Source organism: Runella sp. (assembly GCF_027484545.1).
Lineage (GTDB): Bacteria > Bacteroidota > Bacteroidia > Cytophagales > Spirosomataceae > Runella.
Map to the genome: position 1 here is coordinate 29770 of NZ_JAIXST010000034.1, position 26362 is coordinate 56131.

At 41.7% G+C, this 26362-nt stretch carries 23 protein-coding genes and 1 tRNA gene; 7 read left to right on the forward strand and 17 right to left on the reverse strand.

The window, feature by feature from the left end; all coding sequences use genetic code 11:
• Window positions 1-131: 131 nt before the first annotated feature.
• Window positions 132-719 (reverse strand): phosphatase PAP2 family protein, encoded by a 588-nt coding sequence (locus tag Q0081_RS03040; protein ID WP_298349129.1) that lies wholly within the window; start codon window positions 717-719, stop codon window positions 132-134.
• A gap of 128 nt (window positions 720-847) precedes the next feature.
• A complete protein-coding gene (trpS, locus tag Q0081_RS03045) occupies window positions 848-1825 on the reverse strand; it encodes a tryptophan--tRNA ligase (RefSeq protein ID WP_298349136.1) in 978 nt (325 codons plus the stop codon).
• Window positions 1826-1976: 151 nt separating this feature from the next.
• On the opposite strand from trpS, the gene Q0081_RS03050 reads away from it, so the two are divergent.
• The 3 genes from Q0081_RS03050 (at window position 1977) to Q0081_RS03060 (ending at window position 3609) form a co-directional block, all read left to right on the forward strand.
• The gene (locus tag Q0081_RS03050; RefSeq protein WP_298349139.1) at window positions 1977-2657 is read left to right on the forward strand and encodes a DUF2461 domain-containing protein; all 681 of its coding nucleotides are present in this window, start codon (window positions 1977-1979) and stop codon (window positions 2655-2657) included.
• 77 nt (window positions 2658-2734) lie between these two features.
• A complete protein-coding gene (locus Q0081_RS03055) occupies window positions 2735-3163 on the forward strand; it encodes a hypothetical protein (protein WP_298349141.1) in 429 nt (142 codons plus the stop codon).
• A 38-nt stretch (window positions 3164-3201) separates the two neighbouring features.
• Window positions 3202-3609, forward strand: a complete 408-nt coding sequence (locus Q0081_RS03060; protein ID WP_298349144.1) for a hypothetical protein — start codon at window positions 3202-3204, stop codon at window positions 3607-3609.
• Between the two features lie 14 nt (window positions 3610-3623).
• Here Q0081_RS03060 and Q0081_RS03065 read toward each other — a convergent pair whose 3' ends face one another.
• The 10 genes from Q0081_RS03065 to Q0081_RS03110 form a co-directional block, all read right to left on the reverse strand.
• Entirely contained in the window at window positions 3624-3770 is a 147-nt protein-coding gene (locus Q0081_RS03065) for a hypothetical protein (RefSeq protein WP_298349146.1), read from the reverse strand.
• A gap of 70 nt (window positions 3771-3840) precedes the next feature.
• Complete coding sequence (locus tag Q0081_RS03070) at window positions 3841-5118, reverse strand: ADP-ribosylglycohydrolase family protein (RefSeq protein ID WP_298349149.1); 1278 nt, start codon at window positions 5116-5118, stop codon at window positions 3841-3843.
• Window positions 5119-5207: 89 nt separating this feature from the next.
• The gene (tnpC, locus tag Q0081_RS03075; protein ID WP_298349151.1) at window positions 5208-7907 is read right to left on the reverse strand and encodes an IS66 family transposase; all 2700 of its coding nucleotides are present in this window, start codon (window positions 7905-7907) and stop codon (window positions 5208-5210) included.
• A 254-nt stretch (window positions 7908-8161) separates the two neighbouring features.
• A complete protein-coding gene (locus Q0081_RS03080; protein WP_298349154.1) occupies window positions 8162-8761 on the reverse strand; it encodes a hypothetical protein in 600 nt (199 codons plus the stop codon).
• Window positions 8762-8802: 41 nt separating this feature from the next.
• Window positions 8803-9471 (reverse strand): hypothetical protein, encoded by a 669-nt coding sequence (locus Q0081_RS03085; protein WP_298349155.1) that lies wholly within the window; start codon window positions 9469-9471, stop codon window positions 8803-8805.
• 141 nt (window positions 9472-9612) lie between these two features.
• Window positions 9613-10275 (reverse strand): LytTR family DNA-binding domain-containing protein, encoded by a 663-nt coding sequence (locus tag Q0081_RS03090; RefSeq protein ID WP_298349157.1) that lies wholly within the window; start codon window positions 10273-10275, stop codon window positions 9613-9615.
• A 277-nt stretch (window positions 10276-10552) separates the two neighbouring features.
• The gene (locus tag Q0081_RS03095) at window positions 10553-11305 is read right to left on the reverse strand and encodes a succinate dehydrogenase/fumarate reductase iron-sulfur subunit (RefSeq protein ID WP_298349159.1); all 753 of its coding nucleotides are present in this window, start codon (window positions 11303-11305) and stop codon (window positions 10553-10555) included.
• A gap of 17 nt (window positions 11306-11322) precedes the next feature.
• On the reverse strand, window positions 11323-11706 hold the full coding sequence (locus Q0081_RS03100; protein ID WP_298349161.1) for a four helix bundle protein: 384 nt from the start codon (window positions 11704-11706) through the stop codon (window positions 11323-11325).
• A 36-nt stretch (window positions 11707-11742) separates the two neighbouring features.
• A complete protein-coding gene (locus Q0081_RS03105; protein ID WP_298349164.1) occupies window positions 11743-13731 on the reverse strand; it encodes a fumarate reductase/succinate dehydrogenase flavoprotein subunit in 1989 nt (662 codons plus the stop codon).
• A gap of 136 nt (window positions 13732-13867) precedes the next feature.
• Window positions 13868-14653, reverse strand: coding sequence for a succinate dehydrogenase cytochrome b subunit (locus Q0081_RS03110; RefSeq protein ID WP_298349166.1), 786 nt, complete (start codon window positions 14651-14653; stop codon window positions 13868-13870).
• 317 nt (window positions 14654-14970) lie between these two features.
• On the opposite strand from Q0081_RS03110, the gene Q0081_RS03115 reads away from it, so the two are divergent.
• The 4 genes from Q0081_RS03115 (at window position 14971) to Q0081_RS03130 (ending at window position 19449) form a co-directional block, all read left to right on the forward strand.
• The gene (locus Q0081_RS03115) at window positions 14971-17826 is read left to right on the forward strand and encodes a gliding motility-associated C-terminal domain-containing protein (RefSeq protein ID WP_298349169.1); all 2856 of its coding nucleotides are present in this window, start codon (window positions 14971-14973) and stop codon (window positions 17824-17826) included.
• 16 nt (window positions 17827-17842) lie between these two features.
• Window positions 17843-18235 carry a thiol-disulfide oxidoreductase DCC family protein gene (locus Q0081_RS03120; protein ID WP_298349172.1) on the forward strand — a complete coding sequence of 131 codons (393 nt, stop codon included), beginning with the start codon at window positions 17843-17845 and terminating at the stop codon, window positions 18233-18235.
• Between the two features lie 99 nt (window positions 18236-18334).
• Window positions 18335-19216, forward strand: a complete 882-nt coding sequence (gene fabD, locus Q0081_RS03125) for an ACP S-malonyltransferase (protein ID WP_298349174.1) — start codon at window positions 18335-18337, stop codon at window positions 19214-19216.
• Window positions 19217-19378: 162 nt separating this feature from the next.
• Window positions 19379-19449 (forward strand) — tRNA-Gln (locus Q0081_RS03130).
• A 482-nt stretch (window positions 19450-19931) separates the two neighbouring features.
• Here Q0081_RS03130 and Q0081_RS03135 read toward each other — a convergent pair.
• The 5 genes from Q0081_RS03135 to Q0081_RS03155 all read right to left on the reverse strand — a co-directional run bounded on the left by Q0081_RS03135 (window position 19932) and on the right by Q0081_RS03155 (window position 26272).
• On the reverse strand, window positions 19932-21248 hold the full coding sequence (locus Q0081_RS03135) for a gluconate:H+ symporter (RefSeq protein ID WP_298349177.1): 1317 nt from the start codon (window positions 21246-21248) through the stop codon (window positions 19932-19934).
• 95 nt (window positions 21249-21343) lie between these two features.
• On the reverse strand, window positions 21344-22138 hold the full coding sequence (locus Q0081_RS03140) for an ABC transporter substrate-binding protein (protein WP_298349179.1): 795 nt from the start codon (window positions 22136-22138) through the stop codon (window positions 21344-21346).
• Window positions 22139-22167: 29 nt separating this feature from the next.
• Entirely contained in the window at window positions 22168-23622 is a 1455-nt protein-coding gene (locus Q0081_RS03145) for a capsule assembly Wzi family protein (protein WP_298349181.1), read from the reverse strand.
• A 115-nt stretch (window positions 23623-23737) separates the two neighbouring features.
• Complete coding sequence (locus tag Q0081_RS03150) at window positions 23738-25198, reverse strand: capsule assembly Wzi family protein (protein WP_298349183.1); 1461 nt, start codon at window positions 25196-25198, stop codon at window positions 23738-23740.
• 21 nt (window positions 25199-25219) lie between these two features.
• On the reverse strand, window positions 25220-26272 hold the full coding sequence (locus tag Q0081_RS03155) for an exopolysaccharide biosynthesis polyprenyl glycosylphosphotransferase (RefSeq protein WP_298349185.1): 1053 nt from the start codon (window positions 26270-26272) through the stop codon (window positions 25220-25222).
• Window positions 26273-26362: the final 90 nt, after the last annotated feature.

Consider the following 26362-nt stretch of genomic DNA (forward strand, 5'->3'; position numbering starts at 1 on the left):
AAGAAAATTTCCGCAAAATTAGGGATAATCTTTGACAAAAGCGACTCGAAGTCGAAAATTGGTCGCGGGCTTCATTGGTCAGTTGCAATCATTTCGGCCCTTCTTTGATCAAAAGGCTCTGTAAAATAAATTTATCGCGTTCTCAACGTCAATATTTTCTGCATTCCCCACACCGACAAATACGCTGCTCCACACCCAATCAGTGCACCTGCCAATACATCGAACGGATAATGGACACCTACGTAAATGCGGCTGTAAGAAACCACGGCAGCCCATGGAAAAAAAAACCATAGGTATTTTTTATGCCTGTTGGAAAATCGCCCTGCTGCTCTGCAAACCAGCCATACGGCCATGGCCAATCCAAAACTGTTGGCAGCGTGCGATGATGCGAAACCATACATGCCTCCGCAACTTTCTACGACCAGATGCACTTTGTTTTGTAAATAAGTGACATGACAGGGGCGAAGCCGTTGTATATTTGGTTTCAACAATGTTGACGCTGTTTGGTCAGCTACTACAATCGTTAAAAAAAGGCTCGCTATCATTCCTGCGGCTCGCTGTTTGTACTGCCAAATCAACCAAATAATCAGTAGGGCATATAAGGGAATCCACGTATTGCGCTGCGTGACCCAATACATAAAGGTATCTGCCCAAGGAGTATGAAGCCCGTTGAGTGCTAAGAAAATCTGAGTATCGGCTTCCTGGATTTGATGAAGCATTTTTTGACGTTTACGGTTTGTGAGTTTGAAATTTACGGTTATTAAAGCTAAGTCAGACGATAGTTGACCGTTTTAAAATAACTCAAAACAGTCAACCTTAAACAGTAAACTCAAAACCTCATAAACCATTAAGAAAGACCCAATTTTTCCCGTACTTCCGTAATTTTTTTTGCGGCTATTGTATGGGCTTTTTCTTCACCTTCCTGCAATTTTTGTTCTAAGGCAACGGGATTTTCCAGGTAATAGTAGTTAAACAGTTCCCGTTCTTTGGAAAAGCGTGTTTTCAAAGCTTCAAACAGTGCCTGCTTGGCGTGCCCATAGCCATAGCCGCCTTTTAGGTAATTCTGACGCATGGTTTCAACGTCAGTTTCGTCGGCGATAAGTGAGAAAAGCTTGAAAGTAATGTCAGTATCAGGATTTTTGGGTGCTTCGAGCGGGGTAGAATCCGAAATAACCTTCTTGGTGATTTTCTGTAATTCTTTTTCGGGTAAAAAAATGTCAATGTAATTTCCGTACGACTTGCTCATTTTTTGCCCGTCAATGCCCGGAATCACCATCAGTCGCTCGTCAATTCGCCCTTCGGGGAGGACAAACGTTTCGCCAAAGGTGCGGTTGAATGCTTCGGCCATGTCGCGTGTCATTTCCAAGTGCTGTTTTTGGTCTTTTCCCACGGGCACGTAGTTGGCATCGTATAATAAAATATCGGATGCCATTAAAACGGGATATATAAAAAGTCCTGCATTCACGTCGGACAAGCGATCGGCTTTGTCTTTGAATGAGTGCGCATTGGCTAACATGGGAAACGGAGTCAGGCACGACAGATACCAAGTCAGCTCGGTATGATAAGCCGCTACCCGCGACTGACGATAAAATACCACTTTTTCGGTATCCAATCCGCAGGCCAACCACGCTGCGGCTACGGCACGGGTGTTGTCTTTCAGGACATTACCGTCTTTAACGCTGGTTAGCGAGTGTAAATCGGCGATGAACAAAAACGATTCATTTCTGGCTTGTTCAGAAAGTTGGATAGCGGGCAGGATGGCACCCAAAATATTGCCAAGATGCGGTTTGCCGCTGCTTTGAATACCGGTTAATATGCGAGACATTTTTCTCAGTTAAAAGCGTATTTATAATCAAACAGTTATTCACCGCACGGGCGGCCCCGTCATTTACCATTCACTCATTCACCATTCACTCAATCACCATTAGTACTTAACGCGACAAAATTGCTATTTTTAAGCCAAAATACGAAACCTTATGCTGACGCAGTCCACCTTTATTTTTTTAAAAGACTTAGCCGAAAACAATAACCGTGAATGGTTTGCCGAAAATCGTAAACGTTACGAAGCCTCCAAAAAAGAGATTGAGATATTGGTAGGTGCTTTGCTCAAAGGCGTGAATGAATTTGAACCGTTGCCCAACACGGAAGTAAAAGACTGTATTTTTCGCATCAATCGCGACATTCGCTTCTCCAAAGATAAATCGCCTTACAAGCAATGGTTTAGTGCAGCTATCGGTCCGGGTGGTCGGCATTCCGGCAGAATAGATTTTTACCTGCATATTCAGGCGGGAGAATCGTTTTTGGGAGCAGGGATGTGGAATCCGACTCCTAAGCAATTGGCCAAGTTTCGGCAGGAAATAGATTTTAATCCTGAAGCCTTAAAAAGTATCATCCAGGCTCCTGAATTCAGAAGTTATTTCCCCGAAATATGGGGAGAAAGCCTTCAACGGATGCCCAAAGGGTATCCTGAAAATCATCCTGATATAGAATTATTGAAGCGTAAACAGTTGTTTTTCATGCACAAATATTCCGATGCAGAAGTTACTTCGCCCGGTTTTGCAGCCGAAGTAGTGAAAGGGTGCCGTTTGATTAAGCCTTATTGTGAATTTCTGAATTACCTGTTTTTTGAGGAAGCTGAGGAGACGTTTGAGTTGTAATTTTGCGTTGCTAACGCACACTCTGTTATCCGAAATTTTCCGTATTTTTATTTCAAATTTTAACAACTCTTTTGACAATGGGCTTAGTTTATGCAGAAATAGAATTAATAAATGCAGGCGATTTAGAACTTGCAAGACGGTACTATATTGGAGAAGATGAAATCAAACGAATGTGGGTAACGGGCTTAGTGGATACGGGTAGTTATATGCTGTGCATCAACGAATCTATTCAGGCACAAATGCAGTTTCCGGTGATGGAAAAGTGTATTGGGCAAATGTCCAATGGCGACCGTATCGAATGTGACGTTGTAAGCCAAGTAGAGGTGCGTTTCAAAAACCGAAGAACCATCTGCAATGCCATGATATTGCCGGGTGATAGTGAAGTGCTGATTGGAGCAATACCTTTGGAAGATATGGATGTGCTAATTCATCCATTAAGACAAGAACTTATCGTCAATCCCGATCACCCCTACTTTGCCCAAATGAAATTAAAAGGAGTTCGATAAGAATGAAAATCGTTTTGAAACCTTAACACGATATAACGATGAACCCCGAAAAAATGAGTTGGGAATATCTATCTAAGTATAGTCAGTTTTTGAATTATATCAGTACTGAGCCCGAACTTCCTGTTGCCTTAACCCAAATATGGGATGAGTACTATAATTTTACTGTTAAATTGCTCGAATTCGGCCACAGTAAAGGAATCGCAAAGGAAGATTGCGAGCTTTACTTAAAATTACCCAAACCTCAAATGTATGATATTGTGCGAATGGATTTGGATATTTTGCAGACTCAGACCTCCTTACTGCTCTTTTTAATCAGCCATTACAGAGTCCATTATCTTCAGGAAAGAAAGGAGTACCTTTTCGGCCTTAAAATTGCTGACATGACCGAGGACGAATACAGGGATCTTGTAAAAATTATTAACATGAGCGAAAAATACAGGAAGTAGCCCCTAAACGATTCTTATTTCTGGAATTTCCACAGAAGCACCAGTACAACCAAGACAACAATCCAAACCCACCAAGGGGTTTTCTGAAACATTTCACCCATTAAATTGGGAACTCCCTGATTGGAGCGACGAGAAGGCGGGGAATAACGTGAACGTGCCATATCGGTGTTTTTTAGATAAAAGTAGGAAGATTAACAAAAGTAATCGTGAGTTTTTATCTGTCCGCTTTCGTTAATAACGTTTCAAAATTTTCTCCGTCAAATCTTTCGCCAGTTTTTCTAAATCCGTTCCTAATTTTTCTTTGTTGACGGTCAATACCTGCCTTTTCATTTTTTCGGGTAAATGATCAGCTCCCCAATACGCCCCCAAAATGCCGCCTGCAATCGCGGAAGTAGTATCATTGTCGCGACCAAGATTCACGAGAAAAGCCATGGTTTTTTCAAAATCAAAATCGCAGAACAACAGTGCCGTTATTACCTGTAAATAAATTTCTCCTGCGTGGAAGGGCATATCTTGGGTTTGAGCATCCAGAAGTTCAAACGCTTTGTACATGCGCGCCATGAAAAGCGTGTCGGCGTTAAGATTTTTGGGTAAGGGGAAGTTTGAAAGAGGGATGTCTTTCTTTTGAAGTTTATTGGCTTCCGAAACAATCAATCTTGCTTGTTGCAGAATTCGGTAGGCCGAACGCCCCACTAATCTGCTTTTGAAAAAATGCTGCGGGTCAATGGTTCTTGCTACGTTGATAATAGTCGTTTTTGAAGGATTTTTACGCATTGCTTCCGACGTCATTGCGGCTGCTAAACCGCTGATATCTCGGGCGTAGCCGATGTCAAAAAGGCTGATTTTGTACATTTGTCGGTAGGCTTCCGTAGGGTTTTCAGGATAAAAAGCCCCCACGGCAGGTGCGTATAGCAGTCCTGCACATACCATTTCACCCCCATAAAACCGACTCAAAGAATCGGTATAGGCCGCGTAATTTTTTTCAGCAAAAGGCTTAGCTACCCGTGCCCATTCCTGCAACCAAGCCATGCGCATGAGATTCATTTCATAAGGTTCGGGATCAAAACCTTCCGTTTTTTTGAGTCGTTTCAGGTCGTTTTCGTATTGTTTGACCAAATGTGCCGCAAATTGACCTGCGTCTAAATCGCCTGAATTGGCCTGAGTGAGTAAAAATTCTATTGTCAATTTTTTCCAGCGAGTGTCGTCGGTGGTGCCTCCTGCGGGGAGATTATATGCCCACGTTCCTTCAGCTGATGGTGCACGAACCATTGAATCCAATCTATCCACAAATCCGTATTCGAGTTGAATAGTGGGGCGCAGCCACATTTCGGTAGGAGCTCCCATGGCATCACCGATGGCTGAACCCAACAACATTCCGAAGACTTTGTCGTAGAGTTCGTCGCGGGTAAGGGAAGATTTCGAAATGGGCGATTCAACGGCATTATTTGGCTTTTGTGGCTGGCAACTCCAGAGGAGGGCGGTAGAAAATAAAAGTAGAAAAATTCGCATAGAAAAATCCTGTTTTGCTAACTGGTAAATATACAAATTTCAATGCTGTGGGAGGAATATAGTACAAATTTGTGCTTGTTTTGGAGGATTTATTGCCCGGAAGCCTGTTCACTTTCAGCTACTTTCTTTTTCCTAACGCCAAAGTTATCAATGTCTTTCTCCTTGGAAAGCAGGAACTCAAGAAACGATTTGTTTTGAAAACGACAGGTTTGCATTATACTAACTAAACGGAGGTAATATAGTGTTGTACTCTCAAATAAAGTACCTGATATTTTTCTCTGAGTACAAATATGTCTTAATGCTCTTTCTGCTGAATTGTTATGCCAATTAACGTTGTCATGATCTAAAAAAGTGAATAAGTGATTTCGATGTCGGATGAACCTTTTTTGATAGAGACTACAAAGTTCTGATTTATAGGTTTTATCATCAATGTGACTTTTATAAAATCTATCTATATATTTTTTGTATTTCGATAGAAAATGTTTTTTTAACCCGTGTTTATGTACAGTTTGGATAATGGGTACAATTAAATTCCGAACCTCTGAAACGAAACATTCGTATTCTTTGTCAAAAGGATTATCCCATAAATCATTGTTCAAATCACGAATGAAATGAACCCAACATTTTTGCTGAGGGCAGTCAATATTGTCATAACCAGCGTAAAAATCAGTAACCAAAACACCCTTGTAGTTTTTAAGAAATTCATCAGCTAAGTTCGATTCTCTATTTTTTGAGAGCCTTAAAATAACATATTTATCATTAGTGAAAACCCAAACATATTGATTCTCCCCACGAATATTAATTGAGGTTTCATCAGCATGGACAAAGGGGCTGTCTAATAGTTTTTTGACTATATTATCTTCTGTTTCTTGGTAAAAACACCCTAAATTTTTTATGAAGTTAGAATAATTTCCTTCACAACTCATTTTTTTGCCAAAAATTGACTCCAGACATTCTCCGATTTTTGAATACGGCAATTGTAGTGAGACCCTTTGATAAATTAGCCATGCTTTGAAATTATGGCCATAAATTTTTGAACGTTCCAAATAAAAAGAGTGGAAATGCATTTTGTGGCACAATTCGCAATAACCTCTAAACCCTTCATATTTCACAACACTTTTTCTAACTCCATTTTCAGTGAATACAATATCTACAATTATTCTAATTGAAGTTGTTTGGGTAGTAGAAAGTTTGGTTTCTGGGTGTTGAGGGCAAAATTCTGGGTGATTAATAAATACTTTTTTGGTAATTTTAGGGGGAGAGAAAGTCACACCTATTCTTTTTTGTTTTACTCGTTCAACGACTTCTTTATCAAATGAAATTTTGGATTTATTAGCGTTATTATGAGCTAATTCAAGTATATTTTTAAACTGATTATGAACACCTTGACTAATTTCAGAAGCTATTTTCTTAGGATTTTGAACAAATTCTACGTCATTTGAAACAGTTGCCGTTGTTTGGATTCGGGTCAATTCATCGGTCAATATTTTTAGGGCTAAACAGTCTTCTTGGTTGTAGTTCAGTAAATCGTCTTTTCGTTTTGTTTGGCCTCTTTCCCACTCGTTACGCCAACTAATCGTTTGCAAACCGGAAGCCTTTTCATCTGTCCACTTCACCCCCAATGATTTGCCTAAATCCTTCAAACCGTTTGAGTAAGTTGGGAAGTAAATCTTCCCGTAAATGAACGAGTTGATGTTGACAAATCGCTTTTTGATGCTCTCAATGTTGGTTTGATGCTTTTTGGCTAACTTTTCAAATGCGGATGGCTCAAACGTGCCGTAATGATAAATAGGGCTTTCGGGATAAGAGTCAATCAAATGCACTACTTTTTGCCAATTTTCGCTTTCATCTTTTGGACTATCAACCCAAAAAGAATAATGCTTGGACTTTTCGTTCTCTACAACCAAAACACCAAAAAGGTAATAAAAGCTGTCGTCGGGTAAGCCCTCCATGTCTAAAAATAACTCAACCGGTTTTCTATCAATACTTGGCAGCCGTTGGATATACGTTTTTTCAGTACGAATGGCAAGTGCTTGTAATTCGGGTTTGTAAGAGATAGGTGGATTTTTTACTCGTTTATTTCTACGGCGTGGTTTGTAAATAAAGGAAAGCTGTTTCACGGTAAAAATGCCCTTTTTCTCCAGCTTACTGATTTGCTTGATGGTAATTCGGTCGAGCAAACTCAAATTATCCTCTTTTTGGGCTTGGGTTTTGCAGAAGGTTTCAAACGAACATTGACTACAATGCTTATTCAAAAGTAATTTTGGGGGATTGGCTTCAAAGTCCTGGATTTCGGCTACTACGGCTTTGATTTGCTTTTTTAGTTTACTTAGTTCAACACGATGTTTTCCACCACTTTTATCAATAATTACTCCCTTTTCAGGGAATTTATTTTGAATTTTTTCGAGCAAATAGCCTAAAAATGCTAATTCTAAGCGGTTTTCTTTGGAGATTAGGTTCGTACCCAGAAATAGAGCAGGCTCATAATAGAATTTTCCCAAAGCTGATTTTCCTTCATTTTTCACCAGAATCGGACTTTCAAATTCAAACCCCTCAATATGCTGTCTGCAATGGCGAATTACCTCAAAGCCTTTCTTTAAAATACCGTTATTATAACCTTGAATGTCGGGAGATTTTTGTAGATACTCCTCGAATGCCTGATTTTGAAACGACTGAAGCAGAGTCTCATAATTAGTGAGCTGGTAAGTCTCGGAAGAATTGAGCATTAAAAATGCTTTTCGAGGACAGCGGAGATAAGCAGCTATGTGCTCAGAAGTGATTGATTTCATGGACGTTAAGAGGGTTTAGAGTTTATATCATCTTAACGTTAATAGGCTTAAATCAATTGTATTTTCATGATGTTCACTAACTGTTATGCAAAAAAAGCGTCGGTCGGTTTGGAACGGGATTGTCCAAACCGACCGACGCTTAACATCGTACCGTTTTTAGAAACCACATTATCTGAAGTATGATGCTTGACAACTGGCCTGTAAAATAAGATACAGGTCAGGTTTCGATGTGTAAATGTAAGGGAAAACCTAACTTACTTCCACGCTTTGTTCCTTCCTACAAACCACACGAGCTGAATAAAATTGAACTCCATTTGATCAAACATTACTTTCTTGCCTTCGGCTTTAAGGTGCAAGTTGGGGGTGTAACGTAAGTTGGTACGCAGCAGCCAAGTTTCAGCACGACTGATACGGATATCCCAGCCAAAAATAACTCCAAGTGCTAATTTTTTGGCCTCAAAGGTTTTAACATTGCTGCCATCGGTGTCTGTAAACCGTAGATCCTCGTACGCAAGCGTAGGGCCAACGTAGGGTACAAAGCCATGATAATCACCCAAAAACTTGTAAGTTTCGAGGGTATAAGAACGGCGTTGGTAGTTTAACTTTACATCATAGCCACTTGAACCATAGCGAAGTCTGCGGTATGAAAGTCCCACATTCAGGTCCAACTTATGAAAATACCGTCCTGCCGCCAGATCAGGAATGAGAGTTCCGGGATTTGATTGCTTCAAAAATGGGTATTTGTCTTTGACATATTCCGATTTGCTTATTTCAAAAGTGCCTGACGGGCCAATTCCAGAATACCAACAATCCAGACGGTTTTTGGCTCCCAATTTCTTTACGCCTACTTTCATGTAGCGTTCTCCACCTTTAGAGGCAAGCCCGCCGTTGGTATTTATCCAATACTCAAGCCTACGTTAAACGCCCACGGAGATAGTGCTAGGGCACCGTATTGAGTGCGGGAAATGGGGTACTGATACTCCATATTTTTTTTGTAATTGACGCCTGCCTGAAACAATAGTTTTTTGGTGGCGTATACCACCCCTGCTTGATAAGGAAAAATTGTTTTAGCCACAGAGGGCACTGTTTTGTAAGTCTTGTTAGGGTCATTGGACACTTGAGCAAACCCAAGTCCTTTGAGCGACATTCCAACGTAAGGGCGAAGTTTACCTTCTTGAATAGCCCAAGGAAACACCCGAAAACCCGTCTCTACTCCTTCGCTATACGATACATTTCTGAGTTCTTTGGGTATCACTTTTCCAAATTTTGCGACAGGAATGGCCACGTAAAAATCAGCGTGTCCCCAGAAGTGTGTACCACCCAATAAAATCCGAGGCGAAGTTGTCCCTGAAAAATTAACCGATTGTAAACCGCCTTGTGTGGCGTATTGAGTAGTGCCACCCGAAGTAGTAAAAGCATCTACTCCAAAGTAAGATTTAGCAAAAGAAGTTCTGATTTTAAGCCGCTCTACCGTTGTATCTTTTTCAGCGGTTTGAGCAAAAGCAGTCAGGTACGAGAGGAATAGGTAAAATAAAGTGGCTGTACTTTTGAATAAGGCTTTCATAAAAATAGGCGTTTATGTTTTGATTGACACAAACGTAACAACCTAAAAATTCACCCACAAAAAACAGGGGTGATGACCCCACTTTTGGGAAGAATATCCCGTTTTAGGGCTAATTACCCCTTTTTGGGACAAATGACAAGCCTATTTTTTGAAATATTCTTTCACTAAATCGGTATAGCGACGGGCGACGGGTAGGGTGCAATCCCAATTTTGAAGCTGTAATTTGTAACCTTGAGCGTTGCCTGATATGGCAGTCACTTGACGCAAATTGATGATATAGGAACGATGGCAACGAGCAATAGGTGGATACTTGATTTGCTCCTCAATCCGACTTAGACTACTGCACAGCAATACTTTTTGAACTTTGTTTTCCTTCCAAAATACCACCTCCGAATAATTGTCTGCCGATTCGATAAACAACAGTTCTTCCGTTTTCACAATGAGAGTATCTTTTTCATTTTCGGCCAAGAGCCTGATTTCATTCTGTGGTGTAGGATTCGTTTCGATAGATGCCTCAGCACTTTTTACCAACAGGGAATCTGTAGCGTATTTTCTCAGCAAACGATTGTAATTCACCAGCGTAATGACCGTGGCAGGAATAGTTCCAATGGAGGCTGTTATGCCCAGCCAAAACAACATACCTCTTAAATTAAAAATCCTGCCAAAAAACCATTGGCTGTAAAATATATTCCCAAAGGTGATTAGGAGAATCACCAATACATTCCAAACAATCTCGCGGCCTACTGTCCAGTTTGCTTCTGAATACCAGTTTTTAAACCAATGAGGAACGATATAACTAACCAATGTTAGCCCCACAAACGTAATTACCCCGTAGCCCCCCTAAAACAAATGCCTTTCGGGGGTCTTGCCATTCGGAAGTACCAAATGGTTGAAAAAAAATCAAAAAAAACTCACAAATAGCCCTGCTCCGGTCGCAGCCAATAGCCAATGACGCGTTGTGAAATGGTTGTGTGGGTAGGGTTGTGAAAAGTAGGATAACATAGTAAAAACCTAAAAAAAGCGTCAGTCGGTTTTGAACGGGTTGCCCAAACCGACCGACGCCTAATGTAGCATGTTTGTATTATACTTTATCGGAAGAAACCTTCGCTCCCAAATACTCGCGGTTGAGGCGGGCGATATGTTCCAAAGAAATTTCTTTCGGACATTCAGCCGAGCAGGCACCTGTGTTGGTACAAGCTCCAAAACCTTCTTCGTCCATTTGAGCTACCATACGTTCTGCCCGCATCGTACGTTCAGGCTGACCTTGAGGTAACAGGGAAAGTTGAGATACTTTGGCCGATACGAAAAGCATGGCTGAGGCATTTTTGCAGGCTGCTACGCAGGCACCGCAACCGATGCAGGCAGCGGCTGAAAAGGCTTCGTCAGCAGCGTCTTTCGCGATTGGAAGGCTGTTGGCATCCTGTGCGTTCCCTGTATTGACCGAAATATAGCCCCCTGCTGCCTGAATACGGTCAAAAGCGGAACGGTCAACGACCAAATCCTTGATGATCGGAAAGGCTTTGGCGCGCCAAGGTTCTACCACGATGGTATCCCCGTCGCTGAAACTGCGCATGTGGAGTTGGCAGGTTGTTACAGCATCTTTTGGTCCGTGTGGGCGGCCGTTGATGTACATGCTGCACATACCGCAAATACCTTCACGGCAGTCGTGGTCAAAAGCGATAGGCTGTTGTCCTTCGTTGATGAGTTGTTCGTTCAAAACGTCGAACATCTCCAAAAATGACATATCGGGTGAGATACCGGTGAGTTGGTAGGTCTCAATTTTTCCCGCTGTTTTTTTATTTTTCTGACGCCATACTTTGAGGGTCAGGTTCATATTTCCTTCCATTTGTGTTATCCGTTATCTGTACTTTTACGCTTTTTAAGATAATTGATATAACCATTAATGAGAGCCAGACATTTTTCTGCCTGTGTATCAATTGATTGTTGTTCATCAATAGTAATATAATTTTCTTCAAGTGCAATCATAAAATGGTCTTGAACTTCTGTAAGAGAACCCCTACTAATTCTACAAAACTGAATGTTTTCCTGATAATTATACCTTCCAAAACCTTCAGCAATATTATTAGTAACAGAACGCAAAGAGCGAATAAGCTGATCCGTTAATCTATATTTTTCATCTGCGGGAAATCCATTCAAAAGCGGTTTTGCCATTTTTCGAAGCTCGACGCCTTCTTTCCAACATTTTAAATCTCGAAAAGAGCGAATTTCATCCATTTTCGGATAACTGATAACAATTAACGGTTAACTTGTCTATTTGTAACTCCGCTGTGCTATCTTGATGTTATCGTAAATCAAATCCTCTTTGTGAAGCTCCCATTGGCTTTCGCCTTTGTGTTCCCACGCCGATACAAACATGTAGTTTTCGTCGTTGCGCATCGCTTCGCCTTCTTCGGTTTGGTATTCTTCCCGGAAGTGACCACCGCAGGATTCGTTGCGACTGAGAGCATCCGTACACATCAGCTCACCCAATTCGATGAAATCAGCTACGCGGCCTGCTTTGTCAAGTTCAGGGTTGAACTCGTCGGCGTCGCCCAGCACTTTCACATCTGCCCAAAACTCTTTTTTAAGGGCTTGAATTTCTTTGATAGCTTCTTTTAAGCCTTCAGCGTTACGTGCCATACCACATTTGTCCCACATGATTTTGCCAAGACGTTTGTGGAAAACTTCGGGAGAAGTTTTCCCTTTGATGGTAAGGAGTTTAGCGATACGCTCTTTCACTTTGTTCTCCGCTTCAACGAAAGCAGCCTGTTCGGTTGAAATATGCGTAGTCCGGATTTCGTTGGCTAAATAGGCCCCAATAGTATAAGGAATTACAAAATACCCGTCGGCCAATCCCTGCATCAATGCACTGGCCCCAAGGCGGTTGGCGCCGTGGTCAGAGAAGTTTGCTTCACCCAATGCGTACAGTCCCGGAACATTTGTCATTAAATTGTAGTCTACCCAAAGACCACCCATGGTATAGTGTACCGCAGGATAAATACGCATAGGTACTTCGTAAGGATCTTCACCAGTAATCTGCTGGTACATATCAAACAGGTTACCGTATTTTTCTTTTACAACTGCTTTCCCAAGTTCAACGATTTTCTCGGGAGTAGCATCGTGTAAATTGAGCTTATTTACTTCTCCTTTGCCATATCGGTCAATCGCTGCGGCGTAATCAAGGTAAACAGCCATCTTGGAAGTTCCTACGCCATAGCCTGCATCGCAACGTTCTTTGGCAGCGCGCGAAGCGATGTCACGCGGAACGAGGTTTCCAAAGGCAGGATAACGGCGCTCCAGATAATAATCACGTTCCTCTTCCGGAATTTGATTGGCAGGACGCGTATCGTTTTGTTTTTTAGGAACCCAAATCCGACCGTCGTTACGGAGAGACTCCGACATCAACGTCAGTTTTGACTGATGGTCACCCGAAACAGGGATACAGGTCGGGTGAATTTGTGTAAAGCAGGGATTTCCAAAGAACGCCCCTTTTTTATGTGCTTTCCAAGCCGCAGTTACGTTAGAACCCATGGCGTTGGTAGAAAGATAAAATACGTTTCCGTACCCTCCCGAGCAAAGCAAAACAGCGTGTGCCGAATGGCGTTCAAGTTCACCGGTGATTAAGTTACGGGCAATAATGCCACGGCATTTACCATCAATAACCACTACATCCAACATTTCGTGGCGGGTGTACATTCTTACAGTTCCCAAACCTACCTGACGTTGAAGACCTGAATAGGCTCCCAGCAAAAGTTGCTGGCCGGTTTGACCTGCGGCATAAAAGGTACGTTGTACCTGAGTTCCCCCAAACGAACGGTTGGAGAGCAATCCGCCGTATTCACGGGCGAAGGGTACACCTTGAGCAACACATTGGTCAATGATACCGCTTGAAACTTCAGCTAAGCGGTAGACATTGCCTTCACGAGCGCGGTAGTCGCCTCCTTTAATGGTATCATAAAACAAACGGAATGTAGAATCGCCGTCGTTTTGGTAATTTTTAGCAGCGTTGATTCCACCCTGTGCTGCGATAGAGTGCGCACGACGGGCTGAATCCTGAAAACAAAAAGCTTTGACAGAATAGCCTAATTCGGCGAGCGTAGCTGCTGCCGAAGCACCCGCTAAACCTGTTCCGATGACGATAATGTCTAATTTTCGCTTATTGGCGGGGTTGACGAGCGGGACGGTGGAGCGATACTTGGTCCACTTGGTTTCCAACGGCCCGTCGGGGATTTTGGCGTCCAATTTGGGTGATGTTGCCATATTTACTGTTGTCCGTTTTTTTTGTTATCCGTAAAACGTTATCTGTTATTTGTGAAATCTGTTATCCATGCAATTGTCATTTGCTACCGGGTTAGTTAGAACTTCTGATAACAGATAACAATTAACTGATAACTACCTACATACTCTTAATAAAGAAGTACAAAGGCATGAGAGCAAAGCCAATCGGAATCACAATTCCAAAAATACCTATTCCCAGAAAATTGAAAATAGGGTTGTATTTGGGGTGATTCAGACCCAGTGTTTGAAAAGCGCTTCTGAAACCGTGTACTAAGTGAAACGACACGGCAAACATGGAAAGGACGTAGAAAAATACCAAAAGTGGATTTTTAAAGCCTTCCATCACGCTGCGGTACAGGTCTTTGGCAATGACTACGCGCGTGTTGCTTTCTTCGCGGATGTATTCTTCCAATTTGCTTTTAATTTGCCCTTCATACGGTGTAGCTACGGTTTCGCCCGTGACGAGATTCTGCTCGTATTGGGTATAAGGCACGTATCCAAACTTATACTCAAACCAGAAATTAGACATGTGAACCACGATAAACACCAAAAGAATTGTTCCTAAAACGGCCATATTGCGTGAAAACCACGAGCTATTGGCACTGCCACCGTTGATGACGTATCGCTGATCTCCCCGTGCCTGACGATTTTGGTAAGCCAGGTACAAACCTTCGATGGCGTGAAGAAGAATGAAAGCGTACAATCCGTACGAAATAGTTTTTACGAGCGGGTTGGTCGTCATAAAAACGGCGTAAACGTTAAAAGCCAGTCCGTTATCCTGTTTGAACAACTGTAAATTTCCGCTCATGTGAACAAGTAGGAAAGAACATAAAAATAGGCCGGTGAGGGCCATGACCAACTTTTTTCCAATCGAGCTTGATAGTGTTTGCGTAACCCAAGACATATCTCAATTTGTTAGATTAAAACGATGATTATTACTGTTTTCAGCGGTCAAAAGTAGGCGTCAATCAATTTAGAAACAATCTAAAATGAAACTTTTTTTGCTAATCAGTTATAGTTGTATTAGGCTTAATTTTGTAACTGGCTGTGATGTTTTTTTGTTTTGGTATAAAGCGGAAAAAACAAATGCAAAAAGTGCCCTTGCTTTTAAAAAACAATAAAAATTACACCATTTACCAAAATAATTCGTTTTTTAATTAATACTTGCAGTATGCTTACAGCAAGCTGGTTTTTACCCCGTTATTTATTCCTATTCAACCGATGAGGCATTTGACACTACGTATTCTCTTGTTCCTTTTGTGCATTTGTAGTGCATACTATTCTCATGCTACCCACGTTCGCGCGGGTGAGATCACGGCAAAACGTATTTCTGACCGTGATTTGACGTATAAATTAACGCTCAATACCTACCACGATGAGATTGGGGGAAGGATGGCAAGCGATGGTCAAAACGATGTGACGTTCTGTATCCGACCTTTTAGTGGTGGTACGGGTTCCACTTTGTTAGCCAAGCGGGTAAAAAGAACCCCGATTAATACAGCTACTTCACTCAATATTTTTGAAGAGAATTTTACTTTCTCCTCGCCTGGTGTTTATGTGATTTCGGTTGGAATCGAAAACCGAAACGACGGGGTTGTGAACATGGCTAACTCAGTAAATACGCCGTTTTATGTGGAAACTGTATTGGTTATTAATGCTTCGCTTGGATTAAATCGTACGCCGGTTATGCTGAATCCACCTCTCGACTCAGCAAGGGTAGGGCAGAAATTTTGCCATAACCCTGCCGCATTTGATGCGGATGGTGATAGCTTGGCATATCGACTTTCCATTCCAAAGCAGGGAACACCAGGAACTTGTATTAACAGAAATGTGAACGGATATCGTGATCCAGCATTGGGAATTAATCCTGATGCCAAAAATGAACTTCAAAATGGGCCTGCCACATTTACGATTAATGCGATTACGGGTGATTTGTGTTGGGATGCCCCTGCCGTAGCAGGTATTTACAACGTTGCTTTTATCATTGAAGAGTGGCGCGATGGAGTAAAAATTGGAGAAGTCGTGCGTGATATGCAAATTGTAGTGGCCGATGCCATAAATCGAAGGCCGCTCATTGACCCAATTGCAAACGTATGCGTGGAAGCAGGGCAAACCGTAACCCAATTAGTACGCGCTCAGGACCCTGACAATAATCGACTTTTGTTATCTGCTTATGGGGGTGTATTCAACTTAGACCCCGAAGGGAAACCAATTGCTCCTCCTCTTATTTCTCTTGATTTTGCTACGTTTACTCCTGCTGTTACGCAGCCTCTTACCTCCCCTGCTGTAGGAACTTTTAAATGGCTCACCAATTGTGCCCACGTGCGGGAAGCTCCTTATGATGTGGTTTTTAAAGTGGAAGATATACCTAATCGAAGTATTCAATTGGCTTCATTGGAGTCTTTTTCCATTCGCGTGGTGTCTCCTAAACCTGTAGGATTAGCGGCGAAGGCTTCTACGGGTGCTATTCCCGGTTTTACGCTTACCTGGACGGCTTATCGTTGCCAATTGCCCGGAGCGCAGGTGGTGATTTATCGCAAAGAAGGTTGTACGGGAGGGACGTTCAGCGGTTGTACCAATCCCGGTGATCCGGTGGCATTAGGGTACACCGAAGTTGGTCGCGTGCCTGTAGCCACTACCACCTCCACAGACGACAACAATGGATTAGGTTTGAAAAAAGGAGGGGTTCAGTATAGTTACCGTATCCGCGTTATTTTTGCTTTGCCACAGGGAGGTACCAGTCCGCTTTCAGATGAGACCTGTCTGGATTTACCTGCTCAAATCCCTGTATTGACCAATGTAACGGTAGATACCACCAGTACCAATAAAGGTGTCATCACTGTGCGATGGACGCGCCCTCCGTTTAAACCCGGAGATGTTCCCGGCCCTTACCAATATCGCCTTTCGCGGGCAACGGGCCTGAACGGTACGGATTTTACCGTGATTGCTACAATTAATACCAATTTGGGTAATCAGCCCGATACAGTTTTTGTAGACAGAAATTTGAATACGGTACAGAATGCGTATCGGTATCGATTGGAGTTTTTCTATACGTTCAACGGAACATTGGCAACGTTGGGAACGACCGAAGCTGCGAGTAGCGTTCGACTTTCCATTGTTCCTGCCTCTTTAGGATTACGTTTGAATTGGCAGGCCGTAGTGCCATGGCGTAATGAAAACCAGCGGCATCGCGTGTATCGCGAAGTACGAAATCGTCCCGGTACGTTTAATTTGATTGCTGAAGTACCGGTGCAGGCTGCCAATACTTTCACCTACGTGGATGATGGCACAGACCGATTCCTGGCCGATGGCAACGCAACGGTGAAACTGACAACTGATTCTTCGTATTGCTATCGCGTTGAAACTGTAGGAACGTACGACAATCCTCGGATTCAGGTAGGGCAGTTGTTTAATTTATCACAAATTGTATGTGCCGTTCCTGCCGACAGTACGAAGCCGTGTCCTCCTGTCTTGAAAATAGACGCTTTAGATTGCGCGAATTTGACTTCCGCAGACTGTCCGGAAAAGGTAAGCAACAGCATTAATTGGACCTATCCTGCTAAAAATGCCAATAATCAGGATTGTGCACCAGTGGTTACTTACAACGTTTATTACACCCGATATCCCGACGAGGCTTTCAGTAAAATAGGACAAACGACAGCCCCTTTAGTCAACTTCTTGCATACGGGTTTGGATTCGTATGCAGGTTGCTACTACGTGACGGCTATTTCGCGTTTCGGTACCGAAAGTGCCAGAAGTAATGTTGTATGTAACGACAATTGTGCAGCGTACAAATTGCCGAATGTATTTACACCCAATGGTGACGGGAAAAATGACCTATTCAAGCCGCTGACCTGTTCCGTTTTTGTAGAATCAGTTACGTTTGTAGTTTACAATCGCTGGGGAAATAAAATATTTGAAACCAATAGTCCATCCCTGAATTGGGATGGAAAAACAAGTGATGGTCAGGAACTTCCTTCGGGTACTTATTTTTATCAGGCAACGGTGAAATTCAAGACCCTGCAAAAAGGCTCTGAGTCGTCAACGTTAAAGGGTTGGGTGCAATTGATTCGTTAGACAAAAGTGTAAAATAATGCCGGACATCATTCTTTTCGACGGAGTTTGCAATTTCTGCAATGCTTCTATCAATTTTGTGATAGACCATGATGGCGAGCAGCGATTTCGATTTGCTTCTTTACAGTCCGACATAGGGCAGCGTATTTTAACGGAAAATCGCCGATCTGTGTCGGATTTTGATACAGTATTGTTGCTCCGGGAAGGGGAACTGTTTGAAAAATCAACGGCTGCTTTAGAAATAGCCCGTTACCTGCGTGGTTGGGCTTGGCTCTATTCTTTTCGCTTCATCCCCCGTTTTATTCGAGATGCAGTTTACAATGTTATAGCCCAAAATCGGTATCGTATTTTTGGTAAGTCGGAAAGCTGTCGTATTCCTACGCCTGAAGAGCGCTCACTGTTTATCGTTTGAAAGTTTGACTGTCCGCAGTATGGTTGTATGTTTGCAATCAATTGCCTCACTCAACCATCAAAAACTAAACACCCTCCGGGGCGAGGGCTCTATTATTCAATGAAAGCATACCTTTTTCCAGGCCAAGGCTCGCAGTTTAGCGGCATGGGCAAAGACTTATACGAAAACAACGCTCAAGCGCGTGCGCTGTTTGATAAAGCCAACGATATTTTGGGGTTTGAGATTACGAAGGTGATGTTTGAAGGTACTGATGAAGAACTCAAACAGACGAACGTAACCCAACCCGCTATTTTTCTGCATTCCGTTATTTTGGCTTCTACCATCGAAAACTTTGCTCCTGATATGGTAGCAGGTCATTCATTGGGTGAATTTTCGGCTTTGGTAGCTGCCGGGGCCTTGTCATTTGAAGATGCACTTCGATTGGTAGCCAAACGGGCGGATGCCATGCAACGCGCCTGCGAACTCAATCCTTCTACCATGGCGGCCGTACTTGCTTTGGATGATGACAAAATCGAAGCGATTTGTGCTTCGGTAGAAAGCGAAGTGGTCGTTGCTGCCAATTTCAACTGTCCGGGGCAGGTAGTGATTTCCGGTTCACACGAAGGCGTTCGTTTAGCAGGTGAAAAATTAAAGGATGCAGGCGCTAAACGAGTGTTACCGCTTCCGGTAGGAGGAGCATTTCACTCACCGCTGATGGAGCCTGCTCGCGAAGAATTGGCTGCTGCTATTGAAAGTACGGTTTTTTCCACTCCTCGTTGTGCTATTTATCAAAATGTAAACGCGCAGCCAGCTACGGATATTGAAACAATCAAGGCCAATCTCATTGTCCAATTGACAGCACCGGTTCGTTGGACACAATCCGTTCGCAACATGGTAGCTGATGGAGCCACAGAATTTATTGAGTGCGGCCCAGGCAAAGTTTTGCAGGGATTGGTAAAGAAAATTGCACTCGAAGCAGTCACTTCTGGGGTACAAGCTTAGGATGGATATGGGTTTATTTGAAAAAAATAGTTTTTTCTTTCAAATAAACCCACTGATTGTCAGTCGCAAACCGGCAAACTTTTGTTCTAAGTTGTAAACTTTTTAAAAGATAGCTTGACATATAAACCGGAAAGCAGTACTTTTGTACCACCAAAATAAAAATGGCGGATGGTGTAATGGTAACACAGAAGTTTTTGGTACTTTTATTCAGGGTTCGAGTCCTTGTCCGCCAACAAGTTAGTATACGTAAAGTAACACATGAGTATCGCAAAAGCCTCTAATTCAGACGATTTAGAGGCTTTTGCGTTTTTCTTCACTACTTGTGTGTGCCTGCATAGTAACTAAAATCCGTCACCTATTTCATCCCTGTACAATTCGTCCTTTGTATTTTGTAAAATAAGGCAGGTAAACTGAACCTTTAATCAACTCAACAAAAATGAAGAACTATAATTATGCAAAAGGCAACCGCCAAAGGTATGTTCAGAACTCTCGTATCAATAGCAAATTTCTTGAATGGTTTGGCTATCTTATTTTGATCGGTATTCTTGGCATTATTCTACTAGGTATTTACCAAATCTTTATTCATTTCTTTGGCTAATACCCAACCGACATCTACCTGAATTTAGGCTTATATTGGTTTCTTTGCTATTGGAAACCATAAAAAAACCTCACAGATGCGAGGTTTTTCATACAATATCAAAAAGTGGAATTAGGTCTATACGAATTGATCCAAAATCAAGACACCTGCCAAACCTACAATAGAAACTATGGTTTCCATGACCGTCCAAGTTTGCAGTGTTTCTTTGATGGATAGATTAAAGTACTCTTTGAAAAGCCAGAACCCACCATCGTTGAGATGTGAGCAAATTAAGCTTCCGGAACCAATAGCCAATACCATCAACTCAGGTTTTACTCCTTGGCTTTGCACCAGTGGAGCTATAATCCCTACCGCAGTAAGACCTGCAACTGTAGCCGAACCTACGCAAATTCGTATTACCCCTGCAATAGCCCAACCTAAAATCAAGGGGGAAATATCAACCCCTGCCAATAACTCACCGATGTATTTACTTACGCCGCCATCGGTAAGAATTTGTTTAAAGCCGCCTGCTCCTGCCACAATCAGTAAAATAATAGAAACACTTTTGAAGGCTTCTTCCAACGATTTCATAACACTTTTGGTAGTTCTACCGCGCTGAATCCCTAAGAAATAAATAGCGACCAATACCGACACCAGCATGGAAATGGAAGGGTCTCCCAGAAAAGCAAAGAATGTGTATAGAGGAGAAGGTTCCGTAAATTGACTCTTTAGCCATGGCATGAGGGTCAACAATATCAAGGGTAATAGGGCTACAAACAAACTGATGCCAAGGCTTGGCATTTCTGCCTCTGTAAACTGCTTTGTGTTAAAAAGGGATGTATCTGGTTTAGGATCGTACTTTTTAAGGGTTTTAGCAAATACGGGTCCTGCTAAAATAATAGCTGGAATTGCTACGATAATGCCATAAAACAGCGTTTGCCCTACGTTGGCATTAAACTGCGCGGCAATCGCCGTAGGAGAGGGGTGAGGAGGCAAATAACCGTGTGCGACCGATAGAGCTGATAACATTGGAACCGCTACGTACAACATAGGTAAGCGGGTAGAAGCAGCAATGGTGAAAATGAGCGGAATCACAATCACAAAACCGGCATTGTAAAATAAAGGAAGACCAATAATAAATCCTGCCAAGGCCAGTCCCCATGGGAGATATTTTAGCCCGAAAATATTCATCAATGTGGTGGTAATGCGTTGAGCTGCCCCGCTTTCGGCGACTAATTTGCCCAGCATCGAACCAAAACCGATGATAATTACCAACGAGCCAAGGGTACCGCCGATGCCTTTTTCGAGCGATTGGCTAATCGCAGTTACCTTCATTCCACACGCCAAACCCAGCCCAATGCTGACGATCACAAACGAAATAAACGTATCTAAATGAAAGTAGGCTACTAACAGAATGAGTACGAAAATACCTAATAAGACGTACAGAAGGAGCATTGAGATAGGGTTTAGAGGTTTAACTTTCCATCCTTATTTACATTACAAATAGAATTTGCAATGATAAGAACTAAATTAGGAAATTTTGTACAAAATCAGGAAATGAAAAATTTTGATACGCGTTGTCGTAATTCTAAAAAGTAAGCCGCAGACTTTACTAACCTACTCCCATACCAACTAAATAACTCTCCGTCAACCAATAAAATCTTGGAGAATGGGCAAATTTCCTGAAGTTCAGCAATATGCTTTTGCGTAAAGGGATAAGGTTCAGAAGAAAGAAAAATAAAATCAGGGTTAGCGGAATGCAGTTGGGTAGGATTAATTTCAGGATAACGAGATAAATGATTAAAAACGTTGGTAAACCCTGCTTTTTGGAGTATGTTGTCTATAAAAGTGTCTTTCGCCGCTGCCATAAAAGGCTTGCGCCAAATTAAATAAGCTGCTGTAGGTTGGGGAGGACCTAAGGTCGTCAGTTGAGAAAATGAATTGGAGATGTTGGTTGCGATGGTATCAGCCTCCGGGGCTCTGTTTAGTAATTGTCCAACTTTCCGAATCATATCCAACGCATCCTCGAGGGTAAAAATATCGGACATCCAAACGGGAAAATCATTCTGAAGCGCTTTGATTCCTTGTTCATAATTTTCCTCTTTATTACCGATGATAAGGTCGGGTTTGAGAGATTTAATAAGGTTTAAGTCAAAGTTTTTCGTACCGCCAATTTGGGTTACAAGTTTTACTTTATCGGCGGGGTGAATACAAAATTTAGTGATTCCTACAATTTCTCGTTGTAAACCCAAATCAAAAAGTAATTCGGTTTGGGAAGGTACGAGCGAAATAATACGCCGGGGAGGCTGAGCCAATGTGATGATATTGCCGAGCTGATCCTCCAATTTCGGGATTTTTGAAGAGATGATTGTATTTATTTGAAAACGTAGGTGCTGTATTTGCCCGTTCCCATCACTTTGCGAAGACCTAACCTAAATCCCAAATTTTGGGTATAGAGTTGGCCATTATCATTGGCAATTGCCGCCGTCCATTCAAAGCCGTTTAAGGCAGGGATTCGCCCTCTCAATTGGAATAAACCTGAAAACTGTTTCGCAATGATTGAATAAGCATAAACATAAGTACCATAATTAGCACTGTACGAAAGTTTGGATAAAAAATGAATATTGGCACCAAGGTATCCTTCAAAACCTGCGTGAAAAACTAGAACACGGTTATTGTTCGCGATGTCGTTTGTGTTTTGAATCTCGGGTCTATTGGTATCATCTTGATTGGTTATAAAAGGAGTTCCAATAATCCGTCTTCGATACGACCAACCATCATAGTATTGTTGATGATTGAAATACTCATCTTTTCCACGCCTTTTGTTATCGCCAATGATAAAAACAGTTCCGCCTTGATTTCGGGTATTTAATAGTTCAAAAACTACTTTTTTTATGCTCAGCTTCCCTTTTTCTCGATTTGGAAATAAATTAGTGAGAACAATTCCGTTAAGACCATCCGCTATACTTGTCAGGTAAAATAAGGAGCCATCTTCATAAATATTTTGGCGATATAATAAGAGGTTGTATTTCTTTAGGTCTAATTCCAATCCTAAATCAACAGTTCCCAAGTGATTGCCAATGCGGTTGGTGGAATCAAAATTATTGGTTCCCCGCCTTTTCAGACCAATATTGGCACCAAACGCAATAACTGTTTCCAAATAAGCACCAAATGAACTCGGGAAGGTGCGGTTGGTAACGGTGGCGATATCTTGAGTGGTTTTTCCTCCCCATTGTACTTGGTGATTAAACCCTCCATACAGTTTAATAATTGAGCTTTTACGCCCTAAGCGTACATAAAGGGATTTTTGGTGTAGGTAATAGCCATAGGCAAATTCGCTTGTTCCAAACCACCCGTGTGCATAGTTGCCCTTAAATCCAAACCAAGGGTTTTTCTTACCAACGGGCACATAATCTGATAGTTCGATTTGAATCTTGGGAATGGGAAGCGCATTGCCGGACCATATATAGGAGCCGCTCGTCAGTGTACTGTCTGCAAGCCCGAACAATTCTTTTTTACGACCCACATAAAATAGAAGTTGGCCACGACGAACGCCTGCGTAGAGTTGCGGAAGGTAAACGTTGTTTTTTCTGTCATCCAATACATTGCCAACTATCTGGGCACTACTCACGAATTTCCATTTCATCGACAAAGCAGTTTCATAATCTATCGTTCCACTTAATGAAATGGCCGTTTTTTGAGGTATCACGTCGTATTGGTTGGCTCGGAACCAAAAAGGCATTTGAGAGTTTGTTCCGTAAAAATTGGCTGTAACATCGCCTCTGAATGACCGTTTGGAGGTACTGTCCTGTGCGTAGATCTCTAACATAAAAATGTTAGTCACAGCAAAGTAATACAGGAGGGCTTGAAGCTTTTTCAATGAGTAAAGATGATTACAAAAATAGACATTAATGCCTGCGAGAAATACAGGGGAAGCAAAATTATTAAAAAAATCCTCTTTTCCGAAGCCCTATTTGTATTCCCATTGATGGATCATAAAGTGTTCCTACATCAAAAGCCAATGAAGTAGACCAATCTATTCCGCCCAACCATCGAAGTTCTTTGTGAAACTGTATAAGGCTTGAAAGTTGATTTTGCCTGCGTGGATAAGGATAATCATACAATCCATCATTGACACTAAAGGAGGTTTTGAGAAGCCACTGCCAATCATCCAACCAACCATTGGCAGCCAAATGAATCATTTGAACACGATTATTATTAGTAATCATATTTTTAATAGGCTGTAATGTTTTTTTTACGTCGGCTTGTGCAGGGATAAACGGAGTACCAATGATTTGTCCTTTGTATGACCAGCCCTGGCTATATACATAATGATTAAAGTAATTGTCCCGTCCAAAAATTTGCTGTTGAAAGTCAAATACTGCCCCACCCTGATTGGTCGTGTTTAACCACTCTACTACGACTTTTTTGAGCGTAATGGTATGCGTAAAATCCTGTGATAGACGGTTTGTAAATACAACACCTTGTAGTCCATCCTGAATATTGAGAAATTTATATAGTGAACCATCATCAAAAATATTTTGACGGTAGAAAAACAGGGATTTGCCTGCTTCCAACTGCCAATTTAGACCTAAGTCAATGGTTCCCAAATGATTTCCAACTCTGCTGTCTTCCCAAGGTTTGCCAAATACGACGGCCCACCAAGCTTCTTTTGGAGGCAGACCATTCGGCCAAATTTGATCTTCGCCTCCCCATTGTGCCTGATGGTTGAATCCCGCAGTAACGTTTATTTTCCAATTAGGCTTCCCAATTTTTAGGTAAAATGTTTTCTGGTGCAAATATCCCTCCACAGCCTTCACACCGCGACCACCGTAGGCCACCGCTAATGTATCTAACCAACCATGGGCAAAAGTGCCTTTAAATGAAATAAGACCTTTGGTAAAAGGAAAAGAAATATAGTTTGGAATCGAAAATTGAACTTTGGTGATTGGGAGGGAATTACCTGACCACGCATAAGAACCCGATGACAATAAAGTATCACCCAAAAGCCCTGTAATCTCACGCCGTCGTCCTAAATACAACTCAAAAGGTCCGTACCTTACTGCTGCATGGGCCTCTACAAGGTGTGGTTTGGCTGCTGAAGTACTGATAACTACGGGGAGGTCTAAGCCATAAATCAGTCGCAATTGACTCCAATTAGTATTAATAGTATCGCTTTTTAAATTACTGAAAGCAACTCTTGGAATGAAAGAGGGAGTAGTTTTAGGGATAATTCCATATTGGTTGGCATATAACCAAAAAGGGATTCGAGAGGAAGAAGTGGAGCCGTATCCCGAAATTGAAATGTCATAATCTCCCCTTGGAAGGGAAACAAATTGCGCTCTTAAAGCAAGACGGACAACTATCAACAATAAAAAAAGGGATAAACTGCGCTTGATTCTCATGTAGGTAGTACAGCAATTATATCATCTTCCAAGTCCTGCCAGTACTACTCGAATGGTACTCAAGATAATTTTGAAATCAAACCAAAAAGATTGATGCTTAATATAATACATGTCATACATGTGTTTCCACATACCATCTTCAATAGAGGCTCCGTAAGGATATTTAACCTGAGCCCAGCCCGTTAGCCCGGGTTTAATCACGTGCCTGAATTCATAGTAGGGAATGGCAGTTTTAAGCATTTCAATAAACACAGCTCTTTCGGGACGCGGACCTATCAAAGACATTTCGCCTCGAATGATATTGAATAATTGAGGTATTTCATCAATCCGTGTTTTACGAATAAAATTACCGACTTTAGTGGCACGAGGGTCATTTTTCTGTGCCCACTGAGCGCCATTTGCCTCTGCATTGGCGGTCATCGACCGAAATTTAATTACTTCAAACTCAATATTATATAATCCCAGTCTTTTTTGACGATAAAACAGCGAGCCTTTTGATTCAAGCTTAATGGCAATAGCAGTAATAAGCATAACCGGAGAAAGTAATACCAACAGTTGAGTGGCATAAATAATATCAAAAAAACGCTTGGTGGCAATTTTTGTGCGGTTGCGAAGTACTGAAAAAGCCTCTTTATTAAGGAAATAGTCCCCATTTAAAAGACTGACTTCTGTATAGCGATTTTTTGACTCTAAAAAATCAACCAATGGCATTACGTTTACTCCATACTCAATATTCTTTACTAAGAACTCCCTTTCACTATCATCTATATAAGCAGCATTGTAATAAGTAATGGTCTCTTGTCGTTTAAAAAGCTGCTCACATTTATTAAAATGAGGTACATAAGGGTATTTTTTTAGTACTTCAGTAATGAGTGTAATACTGGATTCTGGACAGAAAATATAAATGGGAGTTAATGGAAAATCAGGAGTTGAGAAAGGTACTTGTGTTTTGTCAAGGAGAGGGGAAGTAGGATATTTGATAGAATCTTCTACTAAAGTATATTCGACAATAGCAGAAATATTTCCTGATGTAAGGTCATTCATACTGTACTTTTTTAAGAAAAAGTCTTTCATATTTGAAAAAACAAGACTGTTTTGCAAAAAGATGAAATTCAAAGATAAATGTCATTTTTGTAAAATCCAAAGAATTGAAGTACCTTTAAA

Excerpts from the sequence above, each read along its gene's own strand:
- Q0081_RS03050 (WP_298349139.1), top strand. The coding sequence starts at position 1,977 with ATGCTGACGCAGTCCACCTTTATTTTTTTAAAAGACTTAGCCGAAAAC.
- tnpC (WP_298349151.1), bottom strand. The coding sequence starts at position 7,907 with ATGAAATCAATCACTTCTGAGCACATAGCTGCTTATCTCCGCTGTCCT.
- Q0081_RS03040 (WP_298349129.1), bottom strand. The coding sequence starts at position 719 with ATGCTTCATCAAATCCAGGAAGCCGATACTCAGATTTTCTTAGCACTC.
- trpS (WP_298349136.1), bottom strand. The coding sequence starts at position 1,825 with ATGTCTCGCATATTAACCGGTATTCAAAGCAGCGGCAAACCGCATCTT.
- Q0081_RS03110 (WP_298349166.1), bottom strand. The coding sequence starts at position 14,653 with ATGTCTTGGGTTACGCAAACACTATCAAGCTCGATTGGAAAAAAGTTG.
- Q0081_RS03085 (WP_298349155.1), bottom strand. The coding sequence starts at position 9,471 with ATGAAAGCCTTATTCAAAAGTACAGCCACTTTATTTTACCTATTCCTC.
- Q0081_RS03120 (WP_298349172.1), top strand. The coding sequence starts at position 17,843 with ATGCCGGACATCATTCTTTTCGACGGAGTTTGCAATTTCTGCAATGCT.
- Q0081_RS03095 (WP_298349159.1), bottom strand. The coding sequence starts at position 11,305 with ATGAACCTGACCCTCAAAGTATGGCGTCAGAAAAATAAAAAAACAGCG.
- Q0081_RS03115 (WP_298349169.1), top strand. The coding sequence starts at position 14,971 with ATGAGGCATTTGACACTACGTATTCTCTTGTTCCTTTTGTGCATTTGT.
- Q0081_RS03100 (WP_298349161.1), bottom strand. The coding sequence starts at position 11,706 with ATGGATGAAATTCGCTCTTTTCGAGATTTAAAATGTTGGAAAGAAGGC.
- Q0081_RS03080 (WP_298349154.1), bottom strand. The coding sequence starts at position 8,761 with ATGAAAGTAGGCGTAAAGAAATTGGGAGCCAAAAACCGTCTGGATTGT.
- Q0081_RS03135 (WP_298349177.1), bottom strand. The coding sequence starts at position 21,248 with ATGCTCCTTCTGTACGTCTTATTAGGTATTTTCGTACTCATTCTGTTA.
- Q0081_RS03155 (WP_298349185.1), bottom strand. The coding sequence starts at position 26,272 with ATGAAAGACTTTTTCTTAAAAAAGTACAGTATGAATGACCTTACATCA.
- Q0081_RS03105 (WP_298349164.1), bottom strand. The coding sequence starts at position 13,731 with ATGGCAACATCACCCAAATTGGACGCCAAAATCCCCGACGGGCCGTTG.
- fabD (WP_298349174.1), top strand. The coding sequence starts at position 18,335 with ATGAAAGCATACCTTTTTCCAGGCCAAGGCTCGCAGTTTAGCGGCATG.
- Q0081_RS03055 (WP_298349141.1), top strand. The coding sequence starts at position 2,735 with ATGGGCTTAGTTTATGCAGAAATAGAATTAATAAATGCAGGCGATTTA.
- Q0081_RS03060 (WP_298349144.1), top strand. The coding sequence starts at position 3,202 with ATGAACCCCGAAAAAATGAGTTGGGAATATCTATCTAAGTATAGTCAG.
- Q0081_RS03145 (WP_298349181.1), bottom strand. The coding sequence starts at position 23,622 with ATGTTAGAGATCTACGCACAGGACAGTACCTCCAAACGGTCATTCAGA.
- Q0081_RS03150 (WP_298349183.1), bottom strand. The coding sequence starts at position 25,198 with ATGAGAATCAAGCGCAGTTTATCCCTTTTTTTATTGTTGATAGTTGTC.
- Q0081_RS03070 (WP_298349149.1), bottom strand. The coding sequence starts at position 5,118 with ATGCGAATTTTTCTACTTTTATTTTCTACCGCCCTCCTCTGGAGTTGC.
- Q0081_RS03065 (WP_298349146.1), bottom strand. The coding sequence starts at position 3,770 with ATGGCACGTTCACGTTATTCCCCGCCTTCTCGTCGCTCCAATCAGGGA.